At 71.3% G+C, this 17,704-nt stretch carries 13 protein-coding genes; 6 read left to right on the forward strand and 7 right to left on the reverse strand.

Features of this window, described 5'->3' with window-relative positions; all coding sequences use genetic code 11:
- Window positions 1-153 precede the first annotated feature (153 nt).
- Both ABH935_RS21885 and ABH935_RS21890 read left to right on the forward strand, forming a co-directional pair.
- Window positions 154-2,433, forward strand: a complete 2,280-nt coding sequence (locus tag ABH935_RS21885) for an AAA family ATPase (RefSeq protein ID WP_370379772.1) — start codon at window positions 154-156, stop codon at window positions 2,431-2,433.
- Between the two features lie 39 nt (window positions 2,434-2,472).
- Window positions 2,473-4,062 (forward strand): LCP family protein, encoded by a 1,590-nt coding sequence (locus ABH935_RS21890; RefSeq protein ID WP_370379773.1) that lies wholly within the window; start codon window positions 2,473-2,475, stop codon window positions 4,060-4,062.
- Between the two features lie 20 nt (window positions 4,063-4,082).
- Here the strand turns inward: ABH935_RS21890 and ABH935_RS21895 are convergent, their stop codons facing one another.
- Window positions 4,083-4,580, reverse strand: coding sequence for a MarR family winged helix-turn-helix transcriptional regulator (locus tag ABH935_RS21895; RefSeq protein ID WP_370379774.1), 498 nt, complete (start codon window positions 4,578-4,580; stop codon window positions 4,083-4,085).
- Window positions 4,581-4,828: 248 nt separating this feature from the next.
- Here ABH935_RS21895 and ABH935_RS21900 point away from each other — a divergent pair, with 248 nt between their 5' ends.
- Complete coding sequence (locus ABH935_RS21900) at window positions 4,829-5,548, forward strand: SDR family NAD(P)-dependent oxidoreductase (protein ID WP_370379775.1); 720 nt, start codon at window positions 4,829-4,831, stop codon at window positions 5,546-5,548.
- Between the two features lie 45 nt (window positions 5,549-5,593).
- Window positions 5,594-7,462: a hypothetical protein gene (locus tag ABH935_RS21905; RefSeq protein WP_370379776.1), complete on the forward strand. Its 1,869-nt coding sequence runs from the start codon at window positions 5,594-5,596 to the stop codon at window positions 7,460-7,462.
- A gap of 137 nt (window positions 7,463-7,599) precedes the next feature.
- On the opposite strand, the gene ABH935_RS21910 is transcribed toward ABH935_RS21905, so the two are convergent.
- Window positions 7,600-8,223: a hypothetical protein gene (locus ABH935_RS21910; RefSeq protein WP_370379777.1), complete on the reverse strand. Its 624-nt coding sequence runs from the start codon at window positions 8,221-8,223 to the stop codon at window positions 7,600-7,602.
- Window positions 8,224-8,879: 656 nt separating this feature from the next.
- Between ABH935_RS21910 and ABH935_RS21915 the strand changes: the two genes are divergently transcribed.
- Window positions 8,880-11,195, forward strand: a complete 2,316-nt coding sequence (locus ABH935_RS21915; protein ID WP_370379778.1) for a glycosyltransferase — start codon at window positions 8,880-8,882, stop codon at window positions 11,193-11,195.
- Between the two features lie 132 nt (window positions 11,196-11,327).
- Here the strand turns inward: ABH935_RS21915 and ABH935_RS21920 are convergent, their stop codons facing one another.
- Complete coding sequence (locus tag ABH935_RS21920; protein WP_370379779.1) at window positions 11,328-12,149, reverse strand: MHYT domain-containing protein; 822 nt, start codon at window positions 12,147-12,149, stop codon at window positions 11,328-11,330.
- A gap of 413 nt (window positions 12,150-12,562) precedes the next feature.
- On the opposite strand from ABH935_RS21920, the gene ABH935_RS21925 reads away from it, so the two are divergent.
- Window positions 12,563-13,522: a glycosidase gene (locus ABH935_RS21925; protein ID WP_370379780.1), complete on the forward strand. Its 960-nt coding sequence runs from the start codon at window positions 12,563-12,565 to the stop codon at window positions 13,520-13,522.
- A 57-nt stretch (window positions 13,523-13,579) separates the two neighbouring features.
- Here the strand turns inward: ABH935_RS21925 and ABH935_RS21930 are convergent, their stop codons facing one another.
- Genes ABH935_RS21930 through ABH935_RS21945 form a run of 4 tightly spaced genes read right to left on the reverse strand, consistent with a single transcriptional unit; the run spans window position 13,580 to window position 17,700 of the window.
- Window positions 13,580-14,182: a hypothetical protein gene (locus tag ABH935_RS21930; RefSeq protein ID WP_370379781.1), complete on the reverse strand. Its 603-nt coding sequence runs from the start codon at window positions 14,180-14,182 to the stop codon at window positions 13,580-13,582.
- A gap of 30 nt (window positions 14,183-14,212) precedes the next feature.
- Complete coding sequence (locus tag ABH935_RS21935; RefSeq protein ID WP_370379782.1) at window positions 14,213-14,956, reverse strand: hypothetical protein; 744 nt, start codon at window positions 14,954-14,956, stop codon at window positions 14,213-14,215.
- The gene (locus ABH935_RS21940) at window positions 14,953-17,079 is read right to left on the reverse strand and encodes a ThiF family adenylyltransferase (RefSeq protein ID WP_370379783.1); all 2,127 of its coding nucleotides are present in this window, start codon (window positions 17,077-17,079) and stop codon (window positions 14,953-14,955) included. Before ABH935_RS21940 ends, ABH935_RS21935 begins: the two co-directional genes overlap by 4 nt.
- Before the next feature lie 42 nt (window positions 17,080-17,121).
- Entirely contained in the window at window positions 17,122-17,700 is a 579-nt protein-coding gene (locus ABH935_RS21945; RefSeq protein ID WP_370379784.1) for a hypothetical protein, read from the reverse strand.
- Window positions 17,701-17,704 lie beyond the last annotated feature (4 nt).

Here is a 17,704-nt window from a genome sequence, read left to right on the forward strand (position 1 = left end):
GACGGTGTGAGTGAGGCACCTGTGACGGCTGATTCAAACGGAATGCAAACACTTCCAGGGCGGACGGCGTTTGCCCGGGTGGGCTCGGTCTTGGATGATCGTGCGGTTGTGCCGGTCCAGCGGACCGGTCGGTAAACGATGAGAGGTCGCGGGGTGTCACCTCAGCAGGACGGTTCGGCGCACGTCAAGGAACGCGAGATCGCGGTCGAACAGCAGGCCGTGGACGCCGCGTACGCCCGGCTGGCCCAGATGCGCGAGCAGGCCGCGAGCCGCGTGCGCGAGAGCTACAAGGTGGCTCAGGGCGGCACCTACTCGGCCCTGGTCGACCGGGACGTGCAGGTGATGGAGGCGGCCATCTGGGAGCGGTCGCTGGAGAACGCGTACAACGAACTGGTGTTCGGCCGGCTGGACCTGAAGCCGGAGATCCCGGGCGAGGAACTGGAGACCTACCGCATCGGCCGCCTCGGGGTCCGTACCGAGGAGCTGGAGCCGCTGGTCGTGGACTGGCGCGCGCCGGCCGCCGCGGCCTTCTACCAGGCCGCCCCGGAGGACCCCAGGGGCGTCGTGCGCCGCCGCGTGCTGCACTGCCGCGGCGACCGCGTCCTGGACATCGAGGACGACCTGCTCGACCCGGACGCCGCCCCCGACGGCCTGCCGGTGGTCGGCGACGGCGCCTTCATCGCCGCGCTGGCCCGGACCCGCACCGGCCACATGCGCGACATCGTGGCCACCATCCAGCGCGAGCAGGACGTGGTGATCCGCTCGCCCGCCGACGTGAGCGTGGTGGTCACCGGCGGCCCCGGCACCGGCAAGACCGCGGTCGCGCTGCACCGCGTGGCCTGGCTGATGTTCCAGCACCGGCGCCGCTTCGGCTCGCGCGGCGTGCTGGTGGTCGGGCCGAACCGGCGCTTCACCGACTACATCGAGCGGGTGCTGCCCTCCCTCGGCGAGGGCGGGGCGGCGCTGCGCTCGCTCGGCGACGTGGTCAACGGTGTCGAGGCCACCCGGCACGAGGACGCCGCGCGGGCCAAGCTGAAGGGCTCCCCGCGCATGGTGCGGATCCTGCGCAAGGCGGCGAACGACGCGCCGTGGGGCGCCCCGAAGGACGTGCGGCTGATCTACCAGGGCACCTTCTTCAGCTTGGACGCGCCGCAGCTGGTCGCGCTGCGGGAGCGGATGCTGCGCGGCGGCAGCCGCCGGCCCAACGCGGTGCGCGCCGACGTCATCCGGGCCCTGCAGGACGCCGCCTGGAACGCCTACCAGGACGCCAAGCGCGCCGCCGGCGACGCCTCGCCCTACGACGAGTACCCGGACCTGTTCGAGGACGACAGGCGCACCTTCCTGTCCGAGCTGCGCTCCGAGCGGCCGTTCGCGGACTTCGTCACCGCCTGGTGGCCCCAGCGCTCCCCGCTGGAGGTGCTGCGCTCCCTCGGGGACCCGGCGTACCTGGCCGAGGTCTCGCGCGGCGTGCTCAGCCCCGGTGACACCCAGCTGCTCGCCGAGTCCTGGCGCGCGGTGGGGGAGGACGGCGCCGGCCTGTCCTACTCCGACGTGGCGCTCTTGGACGAGCTCGACTCGCTGCTCGGCGAGGGCCCGCGCACGGCGCGGGCGGCCGCCGCGGCGAACCCGTACGTCGTGGACGGCGTGAACCTGCTCACCGGCGAGGAGACCGACGACGGCTCGGACCCGGAGGCCGGCGGCTTCCGGGAGCTGTCCACCTTCGGGGACCGGCGCACGGCGCAGCGCGGCGGCTATGAGGAGGAGCCGGACCCCGAGGAGTTCGGGCACATCGTCGTCGACGAGGCCCAGGACCTCTCGCCGATGCAGTGGCGGATGCTGGCCCGGCGCGGCCGGCACGCGACCTGGACCGTGGTCGCCGACGCCGCGCAGAGCTCGTGGGAGGACCTGGACGAGGCGCGGCGCTCGATGGACCTGGCGCTGGGCACCTCGCGCGAGCGCCGGCAGTTCGAGCTGACCACCAACTACCGGAACCCGGTCGAGATCGCCGACTACGCCGCGACCCTGCTGCACCGGTTCCTGCCCGACGCGCCGCTGCCGCGCGCCGTGCGTTCGACCGGACGGCCGCCGGAGTTCGTGGTGAGCGACGAGGCCGATCTGGCGATCGCCGCCGGCTCGGCGGCCCGCCGGCTGGCCGGGGAGGTCGAGGGCACGGTCGGCGTGATCGTGCCGATGACCAGGCTCGGAGCGTTCAGCGTGCCGGACGTCCCGGAGCGCGTGCAGGTCCTGGGCTCGCTGGAGTCCAAGGGCCTGGAGTTCGACGCGGTGGTGCTGGTCGACCCGGACCTGATCGCCTCGGAGTCGCCGATGGGCCCGCGGACGCACTATGTGACTGCTACGCGTGCGACGCAGTTGCTCGTCACAGTGTCGCTACAGGGTGGAACCGCAGCCGGAGGACAAACGTCATCGAAGTAGGCGGGTGAGCGGGTACGCCGTGAGAGGGGAACAGGAACGATGAGCGAGGACACCTCCGGCATAGCCGACGACAGCTCCTGGGTTCCCAAGCACTCGCAGGACGGGACCCCGGGGGCGCAGAGCACGACCCGGCGGCGGGTGAAGCGCACGCTGATGATCATCTCCGGGATGCTGGTGCTGGTCATCGGCGGCACCGTGGCCTACGCCGGCTACTGGTACTACCGCATCGACCACAACATCAAGGGCGCGCCGCTGCACGGCGCGGTCGTGCCGCCGAACCAGCTGTCGGTGGTGCAGCCGACCCCGGACCCGTACGGCAACGTGCCGATCAACATCCTGCTGATCGGCACCGACGCCCGCCTGCCCGGCCAGGACGCCAGCCTCGGCGGCTACACCGACCCCTCCGGCCGCTCCGACGTGGAGATGCTGGTGCACGTCTCGGCCGACCGCAGCAACGCGACCGTGGTGTCCCTGCCGCGCGACACCATGGTGCCGATCCCGGCCTGCGTGGACGCCAAGGGCAACCAGTACCCGGCGCAGAGCGTCGCCATGATCAACTCGGCACTGGCCGCCGGCCCGGGCTGCCAGGTGGACACCGTCGAGGAGTTCACGCACGTGAAGATCGACCACTTCATGATGGTCGACTTCTCCGGCGTCGTGGCGCTGACCAACGCGGTCGGCGGCGTCCCGGTCTGCGTCACCAAGGCGGTCAACGACCCCGACTCGCACCTGACCCTGCCGGCCGGCACCTCGGTGATCCAGGGCGACACCGCGCTGGCGTTCCTGCGCACCCGCGAGGGCTTCAGCGACGGCTCGGACCTCTACCGGACGGAGGCGCAGCACCAGTACCTGTCGGCGCTGATCCGGAAGATGAAGTCGGAGGCGACGCTGGACAACCCGATCCAGGCCACGCACCTGATGGACATCGCGAGCAAGTCCCTGACCGTGGACAACGGCATCGCCAGCGTCAGCGGCCTGCTGGACCTGGCCAACACGCTGAAGAAGGTGCCGACGCAGAACATCACCTTCCTGACCATGCCCACGGTCGCCTACCAGCCGGACCCCAACCGCGTGGCCCCGGACACCGCCCTGGACAACCAGATCTTCTCGCTGATCGCCCATGACCAGTCGGTCACCGGCCCGACCACCGCGGCGAGCAGCAGCGCCACCCCCGCGGCGCCGGCCCCCACGCCCTCGGCAACCGCCAGCACCCTGAGCCCCGGCTCGGTGACCGACGCGATCCTGGTCGAGAACGGCACCACCAACGACGGCCGCTCCCGCCAACTCGCCGCCACCCTCCAGGCCGACGGCTTCAAGAACGCCACCGGCGTCAGCTACACCGGCGACGTCGCCACGACGACCGTCTACTACAGCACCCCGCAGCACCAGGCCGCGGCGCAGGCGGTCGCCGCCGCCCTGCAACTGCCGGCCTCCGCGGTCCAGCAGGGCGGCGACGGCAGCGCACCGATCGTGGTCCGCGTCGGCGCCGACTTCGCCAGCGGGGACGTCTACAACCCGGTGGCGGCCACGTCGTCCACACCGAGCGCCCTACCCTCGGCGGCCCTGTCGAGCGCCGCCGGGGAGAACGCCGCGGACTCGAACCAGTGCGTGACGGCGGCGGGGTCCTAGCAAGAGCGTCGTAGCAAGAGCTACAAGCTCTGTGCCCTGACGAAGGCCTCCAGCTTGCCGAGGAGCGGAATCAGCACCTCCCGCTCCTCGGCACTGAGCCCGCCGAGCAACTCGGAGTCCCGCCCGAGCACCGCGTCGACGGAGCGCTCGACCACCGCGTGCCCGGCATCGGTCAACGCCACAGCCACCGCCTTGCGCCCCACCGGATCCGGCGCCCTGGTGACCAACCCCTCCCGCTCGGCCCGAGCCACCCGCTGCGAGATCGCCCCGGCGGTGACCAGCGTCCGCTCGGTGAGCTGCCGCGTGGTCAGCGTGTAAGGCGCCCCAGACCGCCGCAGCACCGACAACAGATCCAACGTCGCCCGATCAATCCCGGCCGCCCGCAGCACCCGAGCCCGATCATCGCCGAGCATCTTCGCCAACCGCACGATCGGAGTGAAGACCTCGATCGAGTCCACAGGCGTACCCGGGCGCTCCCGGCGCCACGCCTCAGCGATCTCAGCGGCGGTGGTGCTCACGGCGGCTCCCTCGGGTCGGTCCGGCTCGGCGCCGGTGCGTGTCGCTTCGGCGGCGATCAGCGGGCTTGCGGTGCTCTGATGTCGTGCGGCGCTGCGTGGGCTTCGGTGTGCTTGTCTGCCCGCTGTCTCGGCACTCGACGGCGCGGTTTCGGCGTGCCGGTCCGCGCTGCCGGCCATCGAGCCCGCCTCCGCGCCGATCTTCGTGTTAAGGTCTAAACGTTTAGCCCTAAACATATCAGGAGGGGACCATGACCCGCACCGTCCTCGTCACCGGCGGCTCCCGAGGTATCGGCCGCGCCGTCGCCGAGCGTTTTGCCGCCGATGGCGCCCGCGTCGTCATCACCGGCCGCCGGGCCGAACTCGTCGAGGCCGCCGCCAAGGACCTCGGCGCGACCGGGGTGGTGTGCGATGCCACCGATCCGCGTGCGGTCGAGGCGCTCGCGGGCCGCTTCGACACTCTCGATGTCCTGGTCAACGCTGCTGGCGGCCTCGGCCGGGCGCAGTTGGATCCGGCCGCCGGGGAGCTGGAGTCCGTTTTGGCCCAGTGGCGTGCCGACCTTGACGGCAACCTGCTCAGCGCGGTCCTGACCACCACCGCCCTCAAGCCCGTCCTCGCTCCCGGCGGTACCGCCGTCGCCGTCGGTTCCATCGGGGCCGAACGCCGCGGCGGTTCCTACGGTGCCGCCAAGGCCGCGCTCGCCGCCTGGTACGCGATCCTGTCCGCCGAGCTCGGCCCGCGCGGCGTCACCGCCAACGTGGTCTCGCCCGGCTACGTCGCCGACACCGACTTCTTCCAGGGCGCCATGACCGATGCCCGCGAGCAGGCCCTCATCGCCGAGACCCACACCAAGCGCGCCGGCACGCCGCGGGACATCGCCGAGACCGTGTTCTTCCTGGCCTCCGCCGGTGCCCGCCACATCACCGGTCAGACGATCCACGTCAATGGCGGCGCGTTCACCACTCGCTGAGATCCGGCGCGCGGCGATGATCGCCGTGACCTATCGTCGGCATCGATGACTGCCGCCGACCTCGCCGACCAGGCCGACCCCGCCGACCCGGCCCCCGCCCCGTCCCCGGACGACCTCGCCCTGCTCCGCACCCACGAGCCGATCCTGGCCTACACCAAGGGCGAGTACTTCCTGCCGACCGACATCGAGCGCTACATCGCCGGGGCGGGTCTGTGGCGCGACGGCGACAAGCAGACCGAACTCGTCCCAGCCGGCGAGCTCGACCTCGCCCGCCTCCTGGAGGCGGCGGACCAGCACCCGGACCGCCCCCTGTTCCTCCGCTACGTCCTCAAGCCGGCCGGCGGCGGCGAGGTCCGCCGCTGGCGCAAGGCGCACCCCACCGGCATCCGCCGCACCGGACGCCTCGCGGCCGTCGGCTTCGTCGCCCGCCTGATCGACGTCCTGCTCCGCCTGAGCCTGCTGATCCGCGGCACCGTCCCCGGCGGCGTGATGACCAAGGCCGCCGAGCAGTACCACGCCGGCGGCGGCGCGGCGGTGTCGCCGTACTACGGCCGCGTCGTACGCCAGGGCGGCTACGTCATCCTGCAGTACTGGTACTTCTACGCGGCCAACGACTGGCGCTCCACCTTCGGCGGCGTCAACGACCACGAGGCCGACTGGGAGATGGTGACCGTCTACCTCGCGGAGGGCCCCGCCGCCGACGAAGGCGGCCCGAGAACCCTGTCCCCGCGCTGGGTCGCGTTCTCCTCCCACGACTACACCGGCGACGACCTCCGCCGCCGCTGGGACGACCCGGACCTGACCGTCGCCGAGGGCACCCACCCCGTGGTCTTCGCCGGCGCCGGCTCGCACTCGGGTGCCTTCCTAGCCGGCGACTACCTCGTCACCGTCAACCCCCGCTTCCTCGGCACCGCGGCCCGCTGGTGGAAGCGCGCCGCCGAGACGATGCTGCGCCGGGCCCGCAGCGAGGACCACGGCTTCGGCATCCCCTTCATCGACTACGCCCGCGGCGACGGCGCCCGCGTCGGCCCCGGCGAGGACCGCGAATGGCATCCGGTCCTGATCGACGACGACACCCCCTGGGTCCGCGGCTTCCGCGGCCTGTGGGGCGTCGACACCCGCGACTGGGCCGGCGGCGAACGCGCCCCGGCCGGCCCGCGCTACGAGCGCGACGGCACCGTCCGCTTCTCCTGGGCCGACCCGCTCGGCTGGGCCGGCCTGCACAAGGTCTCCCCGGACGACACCGGCCTCGCGCAGAGCCTGGAAAGCCGCGTCGCCGACCTCGACACCCGCATCGCCGACGCCGACGAGCAGACCGACCTCCTGCAACAGCGAGCGCGGGAACGCCACGCCGAAGTCCTGTCCCTGAACACGGAGTTCCAGACCGCCAAGGCCGCGGCCGAACGCCTCGGCGAGGCGCGCGTGGCCGAGCAGTCCGTCATGAGCCTGATCCGCGAGCGCACCGCGATGGCCGAGGAACGCACGGTCCACCTGGCCGTCCTGGAACGCGGCGGCCCGCCCCCGCAGGACCCGCAGGCCCACGTCACCCGCTCGCACAAGCCCTACGTCCCCGGCGACCGCAAGCACCACGGCATCCTGCTGCAGATCTGGGCCGCGGTCAGCGTCCCCCTGCTGTTCCTGGCGGTGGCGACGGTGCTGCTGCTGCCCGACGACCGCCAGAAGATCCCCACACTCCTCGGGATCCTGGTCATCTTCGCCGCGCTGGAGGCCCTGGCCCGCCGCCGCCTGCTGACCACGGCGGTCAGCCTCGCGGTGATCCTGGTCGCGGCCGGCGTGGTGATCAGCGTGCTGGAGTGGACGGCGCGCCACGCCCGCGACGGCTTCCTCGTCGCGATGGGCGTCGCCGCGCTGCTGCTGTTGCTGGTGAACGTGCGGGACTTCTTCCGGCGGTGAGCGACCACGGTTGTGTCGTCAGTCACGCCCGCCTGGCCGGAAACCATCGCTCGACAGGCCATCCGGCGGTTTCCAGCCTCCACAGACGCCAGGTGGCGGGGCCGGATCCGGCCCCGCCACCCCCGCCACGCTCGTCCTCAGGCCGCGGCCAGCACCCGTCGGCCGCCGCGCTGCCCGTGCCGCACCGTCACCGAGCCCCGCTCGGCGCGCTCGGCCCGCTCGGCCAGCGCCGCGAACGACGCCGCCGAGTGCTGCGCGGCCGGCGCCAGCGGCGCCTGCTCCGGCTCCAGCGTCTCCAACTCGTCGCAGCCGTAGGCCCGGCACAACTGCAGTTCCGCGACGTGCACCACGTACCAGCGCGCGTAGTACCCGTCCTCTTCGCGCGAGACCAGGATCTGCTGCACGACCCCGGTGCGCTCCTCGCCGACCACCTCGACGCGGGCCCCGACCGGGTGTCCGGCGGCCCGGACCCCGGCGGCGACCTCGGGGTCGACACGCTCGGCGGCCAGCGCGCGGGCCGCGTGGTCGGCGGCGTCGTACTCGTCGGTCCAGGTCCGCCGCAGGTGGATCAGGATCCGGCCGATGGCCGCGGCGCGGGCCCCGGCCAGGGCCCGTTGTTCAGGATTGGCGTTGGGGCTTGTCGAGGCTGCGTGCCAGCGGGCGCGGGCCACGCAGGCGCGCTGCTCGATCTCGAAGCGGTCCAGACCGTCCAGTTCGTCACGGACGGTGTCGTAGATCTTCTCCAGGCGGCGGGGGTCCATCGGGGGTGCTCCTCAGCGGGTTCGCGGAACTCACAAATCGGGGGTCGTCGGTCCGGGAAGGGCGTACGCAGACAGCGTTGGCTGGTACGCCCCGGCGCATTCGGCGGCACGTTTTATGAACCCGGGGAGGGACCCGGTGCGTGAGCAGGCACAAGCGGTAGTCCGGTGTGCGGCGGACGGGTGCGGATGAGCTGAGGCGGGGCCTCGTGAGGACTGTCATCAGAGTTACCTCTACAGGTGTACGGCGGCTGGAAGGTGCCCTCCGGGTGAAGCGGGGGCGAACCCTCGCGTCATCCGTACCAGCGGGCTATCGGACGTCAGCGGCCGCACATTCGGCGCATGCGGCATACGCGGCCGGCCATATGGGCTTTCGTCCCATGGCAGGTCGCGCAGCACGTGATGCAAGCGCCGGTCATGGCGCTATTAAACCATGCCGCTCCCGGGGGCTTGTCAAGCGGCCCACGTCACAGGCGCAGGTGGGGCGGGCCGCTTTCGCCTCGGACAGCGGCTTGCCAAAGACGGTGCCTGAACCGCGCTGCTCACCGGAGCGGGACCGGCAATGTGTCTAAGAGTATTGATTAAGTCCACTGAGTGACGTTAGAGTGACTTGCCGGTTCCGTCGTATTTAGTGACGACGGAGAGAGGTATGAGAGGTCATGGCAGGGACTGTCTCGAACATCGGCATAACACTCGCGATCGTTTCCACGTATCCGCCGCGACGGTGCGGCATCGCCACCTACTCGCGCGACCTGGCTGTCGCGCTCAACGATGCCGCTCCGGACGTGCGCGTGGAGGTTTGCGCGTTGGACCGGGACGGACTGGCATACCCCGCGACGGTGCGGACGGTGATCGGCCAGGACGAGCGCACCGACTACCGCAGGGCGGCCCAGCAGGTGGCCGCCTCCGGGGTCGGCGCGGTCGTCATCCAGCACGAGTTCGGGATCTTCGGCGGCCCGGACGGCGCCTGGATCACCGACTTCGCCGCCGAGCTGCACCGGCTCGGCGTCCCGTATCTGGTCACGCTGCACACGGTGCTCTCCGAGCCGAGCTCCTCGCAGGCCGACACCCTGTACCGGCTGTGCCGCGACGCCGCGGCCGTCACCGTGTTCACCGGGACCGCCAGCCGGCTGGCGGTCGACACCGGCATCGCCCCGGCGGACCGGATCGTGCACGTCCCGCACGGCGCGCCGCCGCCCGGAAGCGGCGGCGAGATCCGCCCGGAGGTGGCCGCCACCCTGGACCGGCTCGCCGGCCGCCGCCTTTTGTCCACCTTCGGTCTGCTCTCGCCCGGCAAGGGCCTGGAGACCGCGATCGCGGCTCTGGGCCGGATCGCGGAGCAGCACCCCGACGTGACGTATCTCATCGCCGGCTCCACGCACCCGGAGATCGCGCGCCAGGAAGGCGAGCACTACCGCGACAAACTGGTCCTCGCCGTGAAAGGCGCCAAGCTGGAGGACCGCGTGGTCTTCCTCGACCTGTTCCTGTCGGATGCCGAGATCTCCGCGGTCCTGGCCCGTACCGAGATCTTCTGCACCCCCTACCGCTCCCGCGAGCAGATCTCGTCCGGGGCCCTCACCTTCGCCGTCGCCGCGGGCTGTCCGGTGGTGTCGACGTCGTATTTCTACGCGGAGGACATGCTCGCCGGCGGCGCGGGCATCACCGTCCCGCCGGAGGACCCCGAGGCGTACGCCGAGGCCTTGCACACCCTCCTGTCCGACCCGGACCGCATGGAGCGCGCCAGGGAGGCCGCCAGGACCCAGGGCGCGGGGTTGCACTGGACCGCGGTGGCCCGCCGATTCGCCGGGATCGCACGGGCCACCGCGGCCCGGCGCGCGCGCCCCGTGCCCGACGCCGTCGCCACCGACGCCGCCGGCATGGCGCGGGTCGACGTGCCGAAGCTGAAACTCACCCATCTGAACCGGATCACCGACTCCGGCGGCATCGTCCAGTTCAGCGACCGAGCTAAACCGGACCTGGGGTCGGGTTACTGCGTCGACGACGTGTCCCGGCTGGCGATCGTCGCCGCCGGACTGTGCGACGTTCCCGTACGCGAGCTGAAGGGTGCCGACCCGCACGACTGGCTGGATACGTCTCTGGGCTTCCTGGAGGCCGGCTACGACGCTTCGGCCCTCGGCTCCCGCAATATGCGCGACGCGACCGGTGTGTGGCTCGACGAGCCGCACACCGGCGATCATGTCGGGCGGTTGTTGTGGTCCCTCGGCGCGGTGGCCGCGGGCGGCTCGGTGCCCGACAAGTACCGCGAGCGCGCCGCGGCGCTGCTGGAGCAGGCCAGCCCCGCGCTGCGGGCGATGGCGACGGTCCGCTCGACCGCCTACGCCTTGCTGGGGCTGGTGCGCGTCCCGGAGCCGACGCCCGAATTGGCGTTGGGCGTGGCGCGGCTGGAGGCGGCGTTCCGGGCCACGGCCACCGACGACTGGCCCTGGTTCGAGAACGAGCTCACCTACGACAACGCCCGGTTGGCGCAGGCCCTGCTGGCCGGCGGCGAGCGGGCCGGGGACGGTGCCGTGGTGGGGGACGCGCTGCGGGCCCTGGACTGGTATCTCGGGCAGGTCGGGCTCGGAGAGTCGAGTCCGTCGGGCCAGGCGGGTCCGTCGGGCCCGGGGGAGGAGCCCGAAGGCCACCTGACGCTGATCGGGAACCTGTGGCGGCGCAAGGGTGCGGTGCCTGCGCGGTACGAAGGCGACGAGCAGCCGATCGACGCCGCCGCGGTGGTCGAGGCCTGCGTCGAGGCCTGGCGCGTCACCGGCCGGGAGTTCTACGCCGACCGGGCCCGGCGCGCCTTCGGCTGGTTCCTCGGAGCCAACCGGCTGGGCCTGCCGCTGTACGACGCGAGCAGCGGCGGCGGCCGGGACGGGCTGCGCGAGACCGACGCGAACCCGAATCAGGGGGCTGAGTCGACGCTCGCGTACTACCAGGCGCTGCTGGCCCTGCGGTCCGCCGACTTGGTGTGACCGCCAGGGGCGGAACTCCAGGCGCGCCTTGGAGATTCGGCCCGTCTCGGCGACACCGGCCCTGTGCCACGCCTCGCGAGAGCGGTGGTGTGGTACAGGGCCGGACCCGTTGTGAGGGTTGATCCGTCGTTGCTAGTAGCTGCGCTCTCGCAGCGATGAAGCCAGTTCCACGGCCCGCCGCTCCTCCTGCAACTCGCGCTCGGTGGGCGCCATCGCCACTACCAGCAGCAGGATCGTGGTGGTGACGCTGATCCCGAGCACCAGCGGCGTCAGCAGCGCCGAGGCCGACATCCCGGTCGGCACCGACTCCGCGGCGATCGGCATCCCGGCCGACCAGGGCGTCGGATCCATCGCGGTCGCCGTCACGTGCACCGCGGCCATGCCGGTGTAGTGCATTCCGGTGACGGCCACCCCCATGACGATCGCGGCGCCGATGGTGGCCGGCAGCCCGCGGACCCGCAGCGCGAACCAGAGCGCGGCGGTCGCGGCGACCACGGCGACCACTTCCGAGGCCGCGACCACCAGCACGTTGTAGTGGACCTGCGGCGTCATGCGCATCGCCGCCATCCCCAGGTAGTGCATTCCGGTGACGCCCGAGCCGGTGATGAATCCGCCGAGCAGCAACGCCTTGGTGTCGCCGTCACGCCGGACCACCAGCGTCAGGCCGGCCGCGGCGAACGCGATGGCCGCGACCAGGCTCGTGACGGTCAGCACCGGGTCGTAGCGGATCTCGACGCCCGGCACCGTGAAGCCGAGGATGGCTATGAAGTGCATGACCCAGATGGCCGTGCCGCCGAGGGCTATCGCGGCCATGGCGAGCCAGCGGGCTTGGGACCCGCCGGCGGATACCCGGGCCCGCGAGGCGCTTTGCAGCCCGATCGCCGAGCCCAGGAACGCCATGAAGTAGGCCAATAGGGGGGTGAGTGGACCGTAGGTGAAACCATTGACGTGCAAAAGCGCACACCTCTTCCCAGCGTGGAACGGACAACAGCGTGGTGGCTGCCGTCCGGGACCTCGCGAGCTGGTGAACAGCAGGCGATCCGTCAACGGCCGAGTAATCATAGGGGTGGTGCCCGACTGTCTTTTAGGGGGTGGCGCGAGCGTGAGAGCGCGCTGTGGCCTTCGTCACACAATCGACCCTGGCGCCGCCATGGCCCGTGATTCCTTATGCGTGGCGGGTCGTGGCGAAAAGACCGGGAGCTGCTATTGCGGCCGACGAATGGAAAGGTCCTGTTGGCGCCTGCGTTTAGCGTGTTGTCCAGACAGGGCGTGATCACGGGCGCTACAGTCGGTGCTTTCCAGCGGCGAACTGTGCCGTTTGCGAAGATCGAAACCTGTTCGCAACCAGACCACCTGCGAGGCAAAAGATGTCGACCCCGCTCGGCACCACCAGCCCCCACGGCGAACTGTTCCGCCGGGACCCTGCCAATCCGATCCTGACGGCCAACGACTGGCCTTACCAGATCAACACCGTCTTCAACCCGGGCGCCACGAGCCACGACGGCGAGACGGTCCTTCTGTGCCGCGTCGAGGACCGCCGCGGCCTGTCACACCTCACCGTCGCGCGCTCCCCCGACGGGGTGCACGGCTGGCGCGTGGACCCCAAGCCGCTGCTGGCCGACGACCCGGCCGACCACACGAGCATGTGGGGTGTCGAGGACTGCCGCATCACCTACGTGGCCGAACTTTCGGCATATGTGATCACCTATACCGCTTACGGACCCTCCGGCCCCTGCGTCGCCCTGGCGACCACCGAGGACTTCCATTCGGTGGAGAAGCTCGGCGTGATCCTGCCGCCGGAGGACAAGAACGCCTCGCTGCTGCCCCGCCGGGTCAACGGCGAGTTCTGCTTGTACCACCGCCCGTACGCCGGCCACGACGGCCGCGCCGACGTGTGGATGTCCCGCTCCGAGGACCTGCGCACGTGGAGCAACCCCGAGCCGGTGATGGCCAGCCGCGAGGGCGCCTGGTGGGACGCGGCCCGCATGGGCCTGGGCCCGGCCCCGATCGAGACCGAGCACGGCTGGCTCGGCGTCTACCACGGCGTGAAGCAGATGGCCGCGGGGCCGCTGTACCGCGCCGGCCTGGTCCTGTTCGACCTGGAGAACCCGGCCAAGGTGATCCGCCGCTCGCCGCAGTGGGTGCTGGGCCCGGCGACCGACTACGAGACCCACGGCGACGTGCCGAACGTGGTGTTCCCGACCGGGATGATCCACGACGAGGAGACCGGCGACCTGCGGCTGTACTACGGCGCGGCCGACTCCTGCATCGCGATGGCCACCGCCTCGATGAGCGAGGTCCTGGACTACCTGCTCCAGTACGGCTGACGGACGTGCGACGGCGCGCTCCGGGGCCACCCGACCGGACGCGCCGACCAAGCCGATTCAGGCGGCCTGGGTCCGCTCTGCCCAGGCCATGGCCAACAGAGCCGACGCCAGCAGGATTCCGAAAGCCTGCCAGGGGTCGTGGTGCTCCAGGAGCGTCCGCTGCTTGTCGACGAGGTCGGCGAACCACTTCGGGAAGTCGTAGCTCGGCAGGTGCAGCCACCAGTTGTTCTCCACGATCCCGGCCGCGAAGGCCGCCAGCACCGCCTGATACGGCCGCGCGACCGCGGCGGTCAGCACCGCGGCGATCGCGATCCACGGCAGCAGCCGGAACTCCACCACCATCGCGTGGTACAGGTACTCGGGCCCTCCGAGCCGCCAAGGCCGGTAACCCAGGGCCCTGAAGACCGGCCAGGCCTTCCCGCCGCTCTGCGCGTGGTCTCCGACCCAGAACGCGGCCAACTGCCCCGCGGTGAGGCTGAAGAGTAGGGCGGGGAACGTCAGCCCGATCGACAGCAGCGCCAGCGCGAACTCGCCGCGGGTCTGCGGCGCCGGCCGCAGGTGCGGGCGGTGGCTGCGGCCGGGGCGGATGACGGCGCGCGGGACGCGGCCCTCCTGCCGGGCGATCGCGGTGCGGATCTTGGCGATGTCGTCGTTGGCCATGTCAGGGTTGCTCCATCAGGACTCGCGCCATCAGGACTGCTCCCAGTGGATGGCCACCGCGCCGCGGTGGAGCTGTTCGAGGGCGGCGCGCCAGCCTTCCAGGCGGGCCATGACGAGGTCGGGGTCCGCGGTGGGGTCGATGGCCAGGAGGGCGGCGTGGAGGGCTGTGGGGGCGTTCTGCGGGGGTCCTGCGGGCGCCGTCCTGAGGTGAGCCCGACTGACACCGACGTGGGGCAGGATCCGCTCCAGCGCTGCCCTGGCTAGTGCCGGCGCACCGTTACCCGCACCTGTGCTCGCGACAGCACAGAGCCACACGTCCTCCCGATCGGGCCACGCGATCCGCGCCGGCCCCACCGGTGCGGCGACGGTCGTCGCCGCGATGAGCGTGGTCGAGCGCCCGTCCTTCTCGATGGTCACGGTCCCGGAGGATGTCAGTGATCTGATCTCGGTGACATCCCCCAACGCCCCCGCTACCACCGGGTCGAGCTCGCCGATCTCCTCGCCGCGCCCGAGCGCGATGAGCAACGTCGACGGCACCAGCCCGAACGCCTCTGTCAGCCCACTGATGACGTCCTCGAACTCCTCCAGCGTCGCGGTCAACGCGTCGCCGAGCTCCGCGGCCTCCGGCGACTCGGATTCCAGGTGCGCGGCAAGGGTCGCCACGTCGATCGCTGGGCCTTCGCCGACCTGGTCGGCAAGACGCGCGAGGGTCGTACGCAGCGTCGCGAGCCAGTTCGTGGCCACGGGGGAGGGCGCGGGATACAGAGCACTCATCGCGAGTCTTTCAGGGCTCTGATGAGATCGAGATCCGGTTCCTGGAAGGCCGAAGGATCCGTGCGGCCCTCGGGCTCGCCGCACACGGGACAATCGCTCCTGCTCGCCACCGACAACCACAGCGACTGGTACGCGTACTGCGCCGGAGCGGCGCGCATCAGCTCGGCGAAGATCCAGTACTCGGGCTCGTGCCCGAAGACGGCGTACGTGGTGCCGGCCTTGAGGATGCCGTACGCGAAGCGAGCGGCCGCGACGTCGTCATCCGGCTCATGGAGCAACCCGAGCGCCAGCTTCGCCGCGATCGCCGCCACGTGATGCACGTCGGCCAACAAGCCGGGCTCCGCAATCAGGCGCCCGGTGCCGTAGTCAGTCGGCGCGGCGACCTCCCCACTCCCGGTCTCCTGCAAATCAGCCCGCACCCCACCAGTCGCGCACGCGAAGCAAGCACTCCCACCCGCCGCCACAATGATCTCGCCACCCCGCGCCCCCTGATAAAGCCCGGGAAAGACAGCAGGCCGCCCGGCCCAATAAGCAAAATGCCCAACCCGCGCCTGCGCCCCCGGATCATCGGTCGCCACCACGACCAAGTCGGCATCACCAACCAAAGCCGCCAAATCCACATCCTCATGCCGCGCCCCGAATACCCCAACCCGTGCCCCAGGATTGACAGAAAGCACAACCTCGGCAGCAGCCACCCCCTTCCCCAACCCCACATCCGCAACCCGATAGGCACTCCGCCCCACATTGACGGCCTCAACCACATCGGGATCCACGATCGTGAAAGCCCCAACCCCACTCCGCGCCAAAACCTCGGCCATATAAGACCCGACCGACCCGGCACCAACAATCAGTACCCTGCGATCGCTCAGCGCCGGCGACAGAATGCCCTCGGTCCGCGCAAACAAGACCACCCCCGGATCCCGCACACCTACGCCACCGGCCTCGACCCCATCCTCAGTTCCCGGGACCTCGCCCGCCGCGACTTCGACTCCAGAATCCGCAATGCTTCCCGCGCCCGCCGCGCCATCCGCCGCCGAACCCGCGAGGCCCTCTGATCCCGCCGCGCCATCCGCTGCCTCCGCGAGCCCTCCCGCAGTTTTCTTGCCGCCCGCCGCCGCGTCCGCGCCGCGTCCGTCGCCTGCCTTACCTACCGTTGGCGCCGAGCCTTCCGCTCCCGCCACGCCATCCACTGCTTTCGCGAGCCTTCCCCCGGTTTTCTCGCCGCCCGTCGCCACATCCCCGCCGCTCGCTCCAGCTACCGCCCGCGCCGATCCCTCCGCCCGCCCTGAGCCGCCCGAGCTGCCCGAGCCGTCGTCTCTGCCGCGCGCCCCACCTCGATGCGAAGCATCCCGCCCCTCCCGCTCCCGAGCACGCCCGCGCCCCCGACCCCGCCGCAGCGCCAGCACCGCCCCCGCGAGCCGCTCCACCGGCGGCAGGCCGAGGTCCCATCCCAGCGCGAGCGGCCCGGTGCCGTCCTGCGGCAGCACTATCGGGGCCGTCGCCGGGAAGTCCGCCCCCAGCAGCAGCGTCACCGCCCCGAACCCCGGCAGCTGTGCGTGCGTGGCGAGTAGCGTCGCGCCCTCCACCTCGATCGCCGCCGGGTTGCCTTCCGGCCGGACGCCGGCGCGCCGCAGCATCCGGGTCACCGGCACCACCAGCGGACGCACCGGCGCGAGTACGAAGCCGTCGGCCGCTCGCTCCGCCCCGTAGAACGAGAAGCGCGCCGGCCCGAGGCGTAGCTCGTGTCCCGCCAGCGGCGTGTCCACGTCGTGCGTCACGATCGGCGCCAGGTAGCGCGCCAGTTGCGGATTCAGCCGGAGTGACTCCGCGTACTCCGACTGGTCCTGGCTCGAAGGCACGGGCATGCCGCGCGGGTGCGAGTGCACGATCCCCTTGAACCGCGCCGCGCTCGCCGCTTCCCGCGCGCCGATCGTCGCGATCAGGCGGTCCGTGTTGCGATACCGCGTCCCGGTCGTGGCGGCGCCGGCGTCGTGGATGAACTCCGTGACGTAGTCCAGCCCCGGCAGCCCCAACAGCGCCCCGCCCTGCTCCGGCTCGACCGCACCGATGCGCGCGGCGATCGCGTCCACCACGAAATCCGCCACCCGCACGGGTGTCAGCATGCGCGGCCCTCCACAAAGACGCCGGCGGCGAATGCCACCGAATCAGAGGTCGTACTCGAACTCGTTGTTCGTCGAGAACGGGAACGGAAACCCGGCCAACACCACATCCATCCCCGTGGCCCACAGCACCGACTTCGAGTAGGCCTCCTCCAAAGTCGGCTGGCCCGAACCCCCGGACTGGCTCAGACACAAACGCCCGTTGGCATAAAGATGCCCCGCGTGCGCCCCGACCAGCCCCTCCAATCGGGGCTCGACCAGCTTGACCTGATAACTCACCCCGTCGAAGTACGCGAACATCGTGTACGGCCGCCCCATCTGCGACAGGAAGCTGTAACACCACCCCCGCGCATCCCGATGCTCGATGAACTGCGTGTTCCGCGGCATGTGCTTCGCCGCCCACCGCAGATCCTCGACCTCGCGCCCTCGCACCCGAGCCGCGAAAGTCCCGTGTTGCACCTTGCTCAAAGGACGCCCCGCGGGCGCCTGCCCGGTATAGATCTCACCCTCGGTCCCCACCGTGACCCGCGCCCGCGGATCCACCGGATACTGGTCCCCCTGCTGCTGCGCGCTGCGGATGATGTCCCGCAGCCGGTTCAGGTCGGTACGTTCGACATCTGACATGGCC

This window comes from Catenulispora sp. GAS73 (genome assembly GCF_041262085.1).
In the GTDB taxonomy this organism is placed as follows: Bacteria; Actinomycetota; Actinomycetes; order Streptomycetales; family Catenulisporaceae; genus Catenulispora.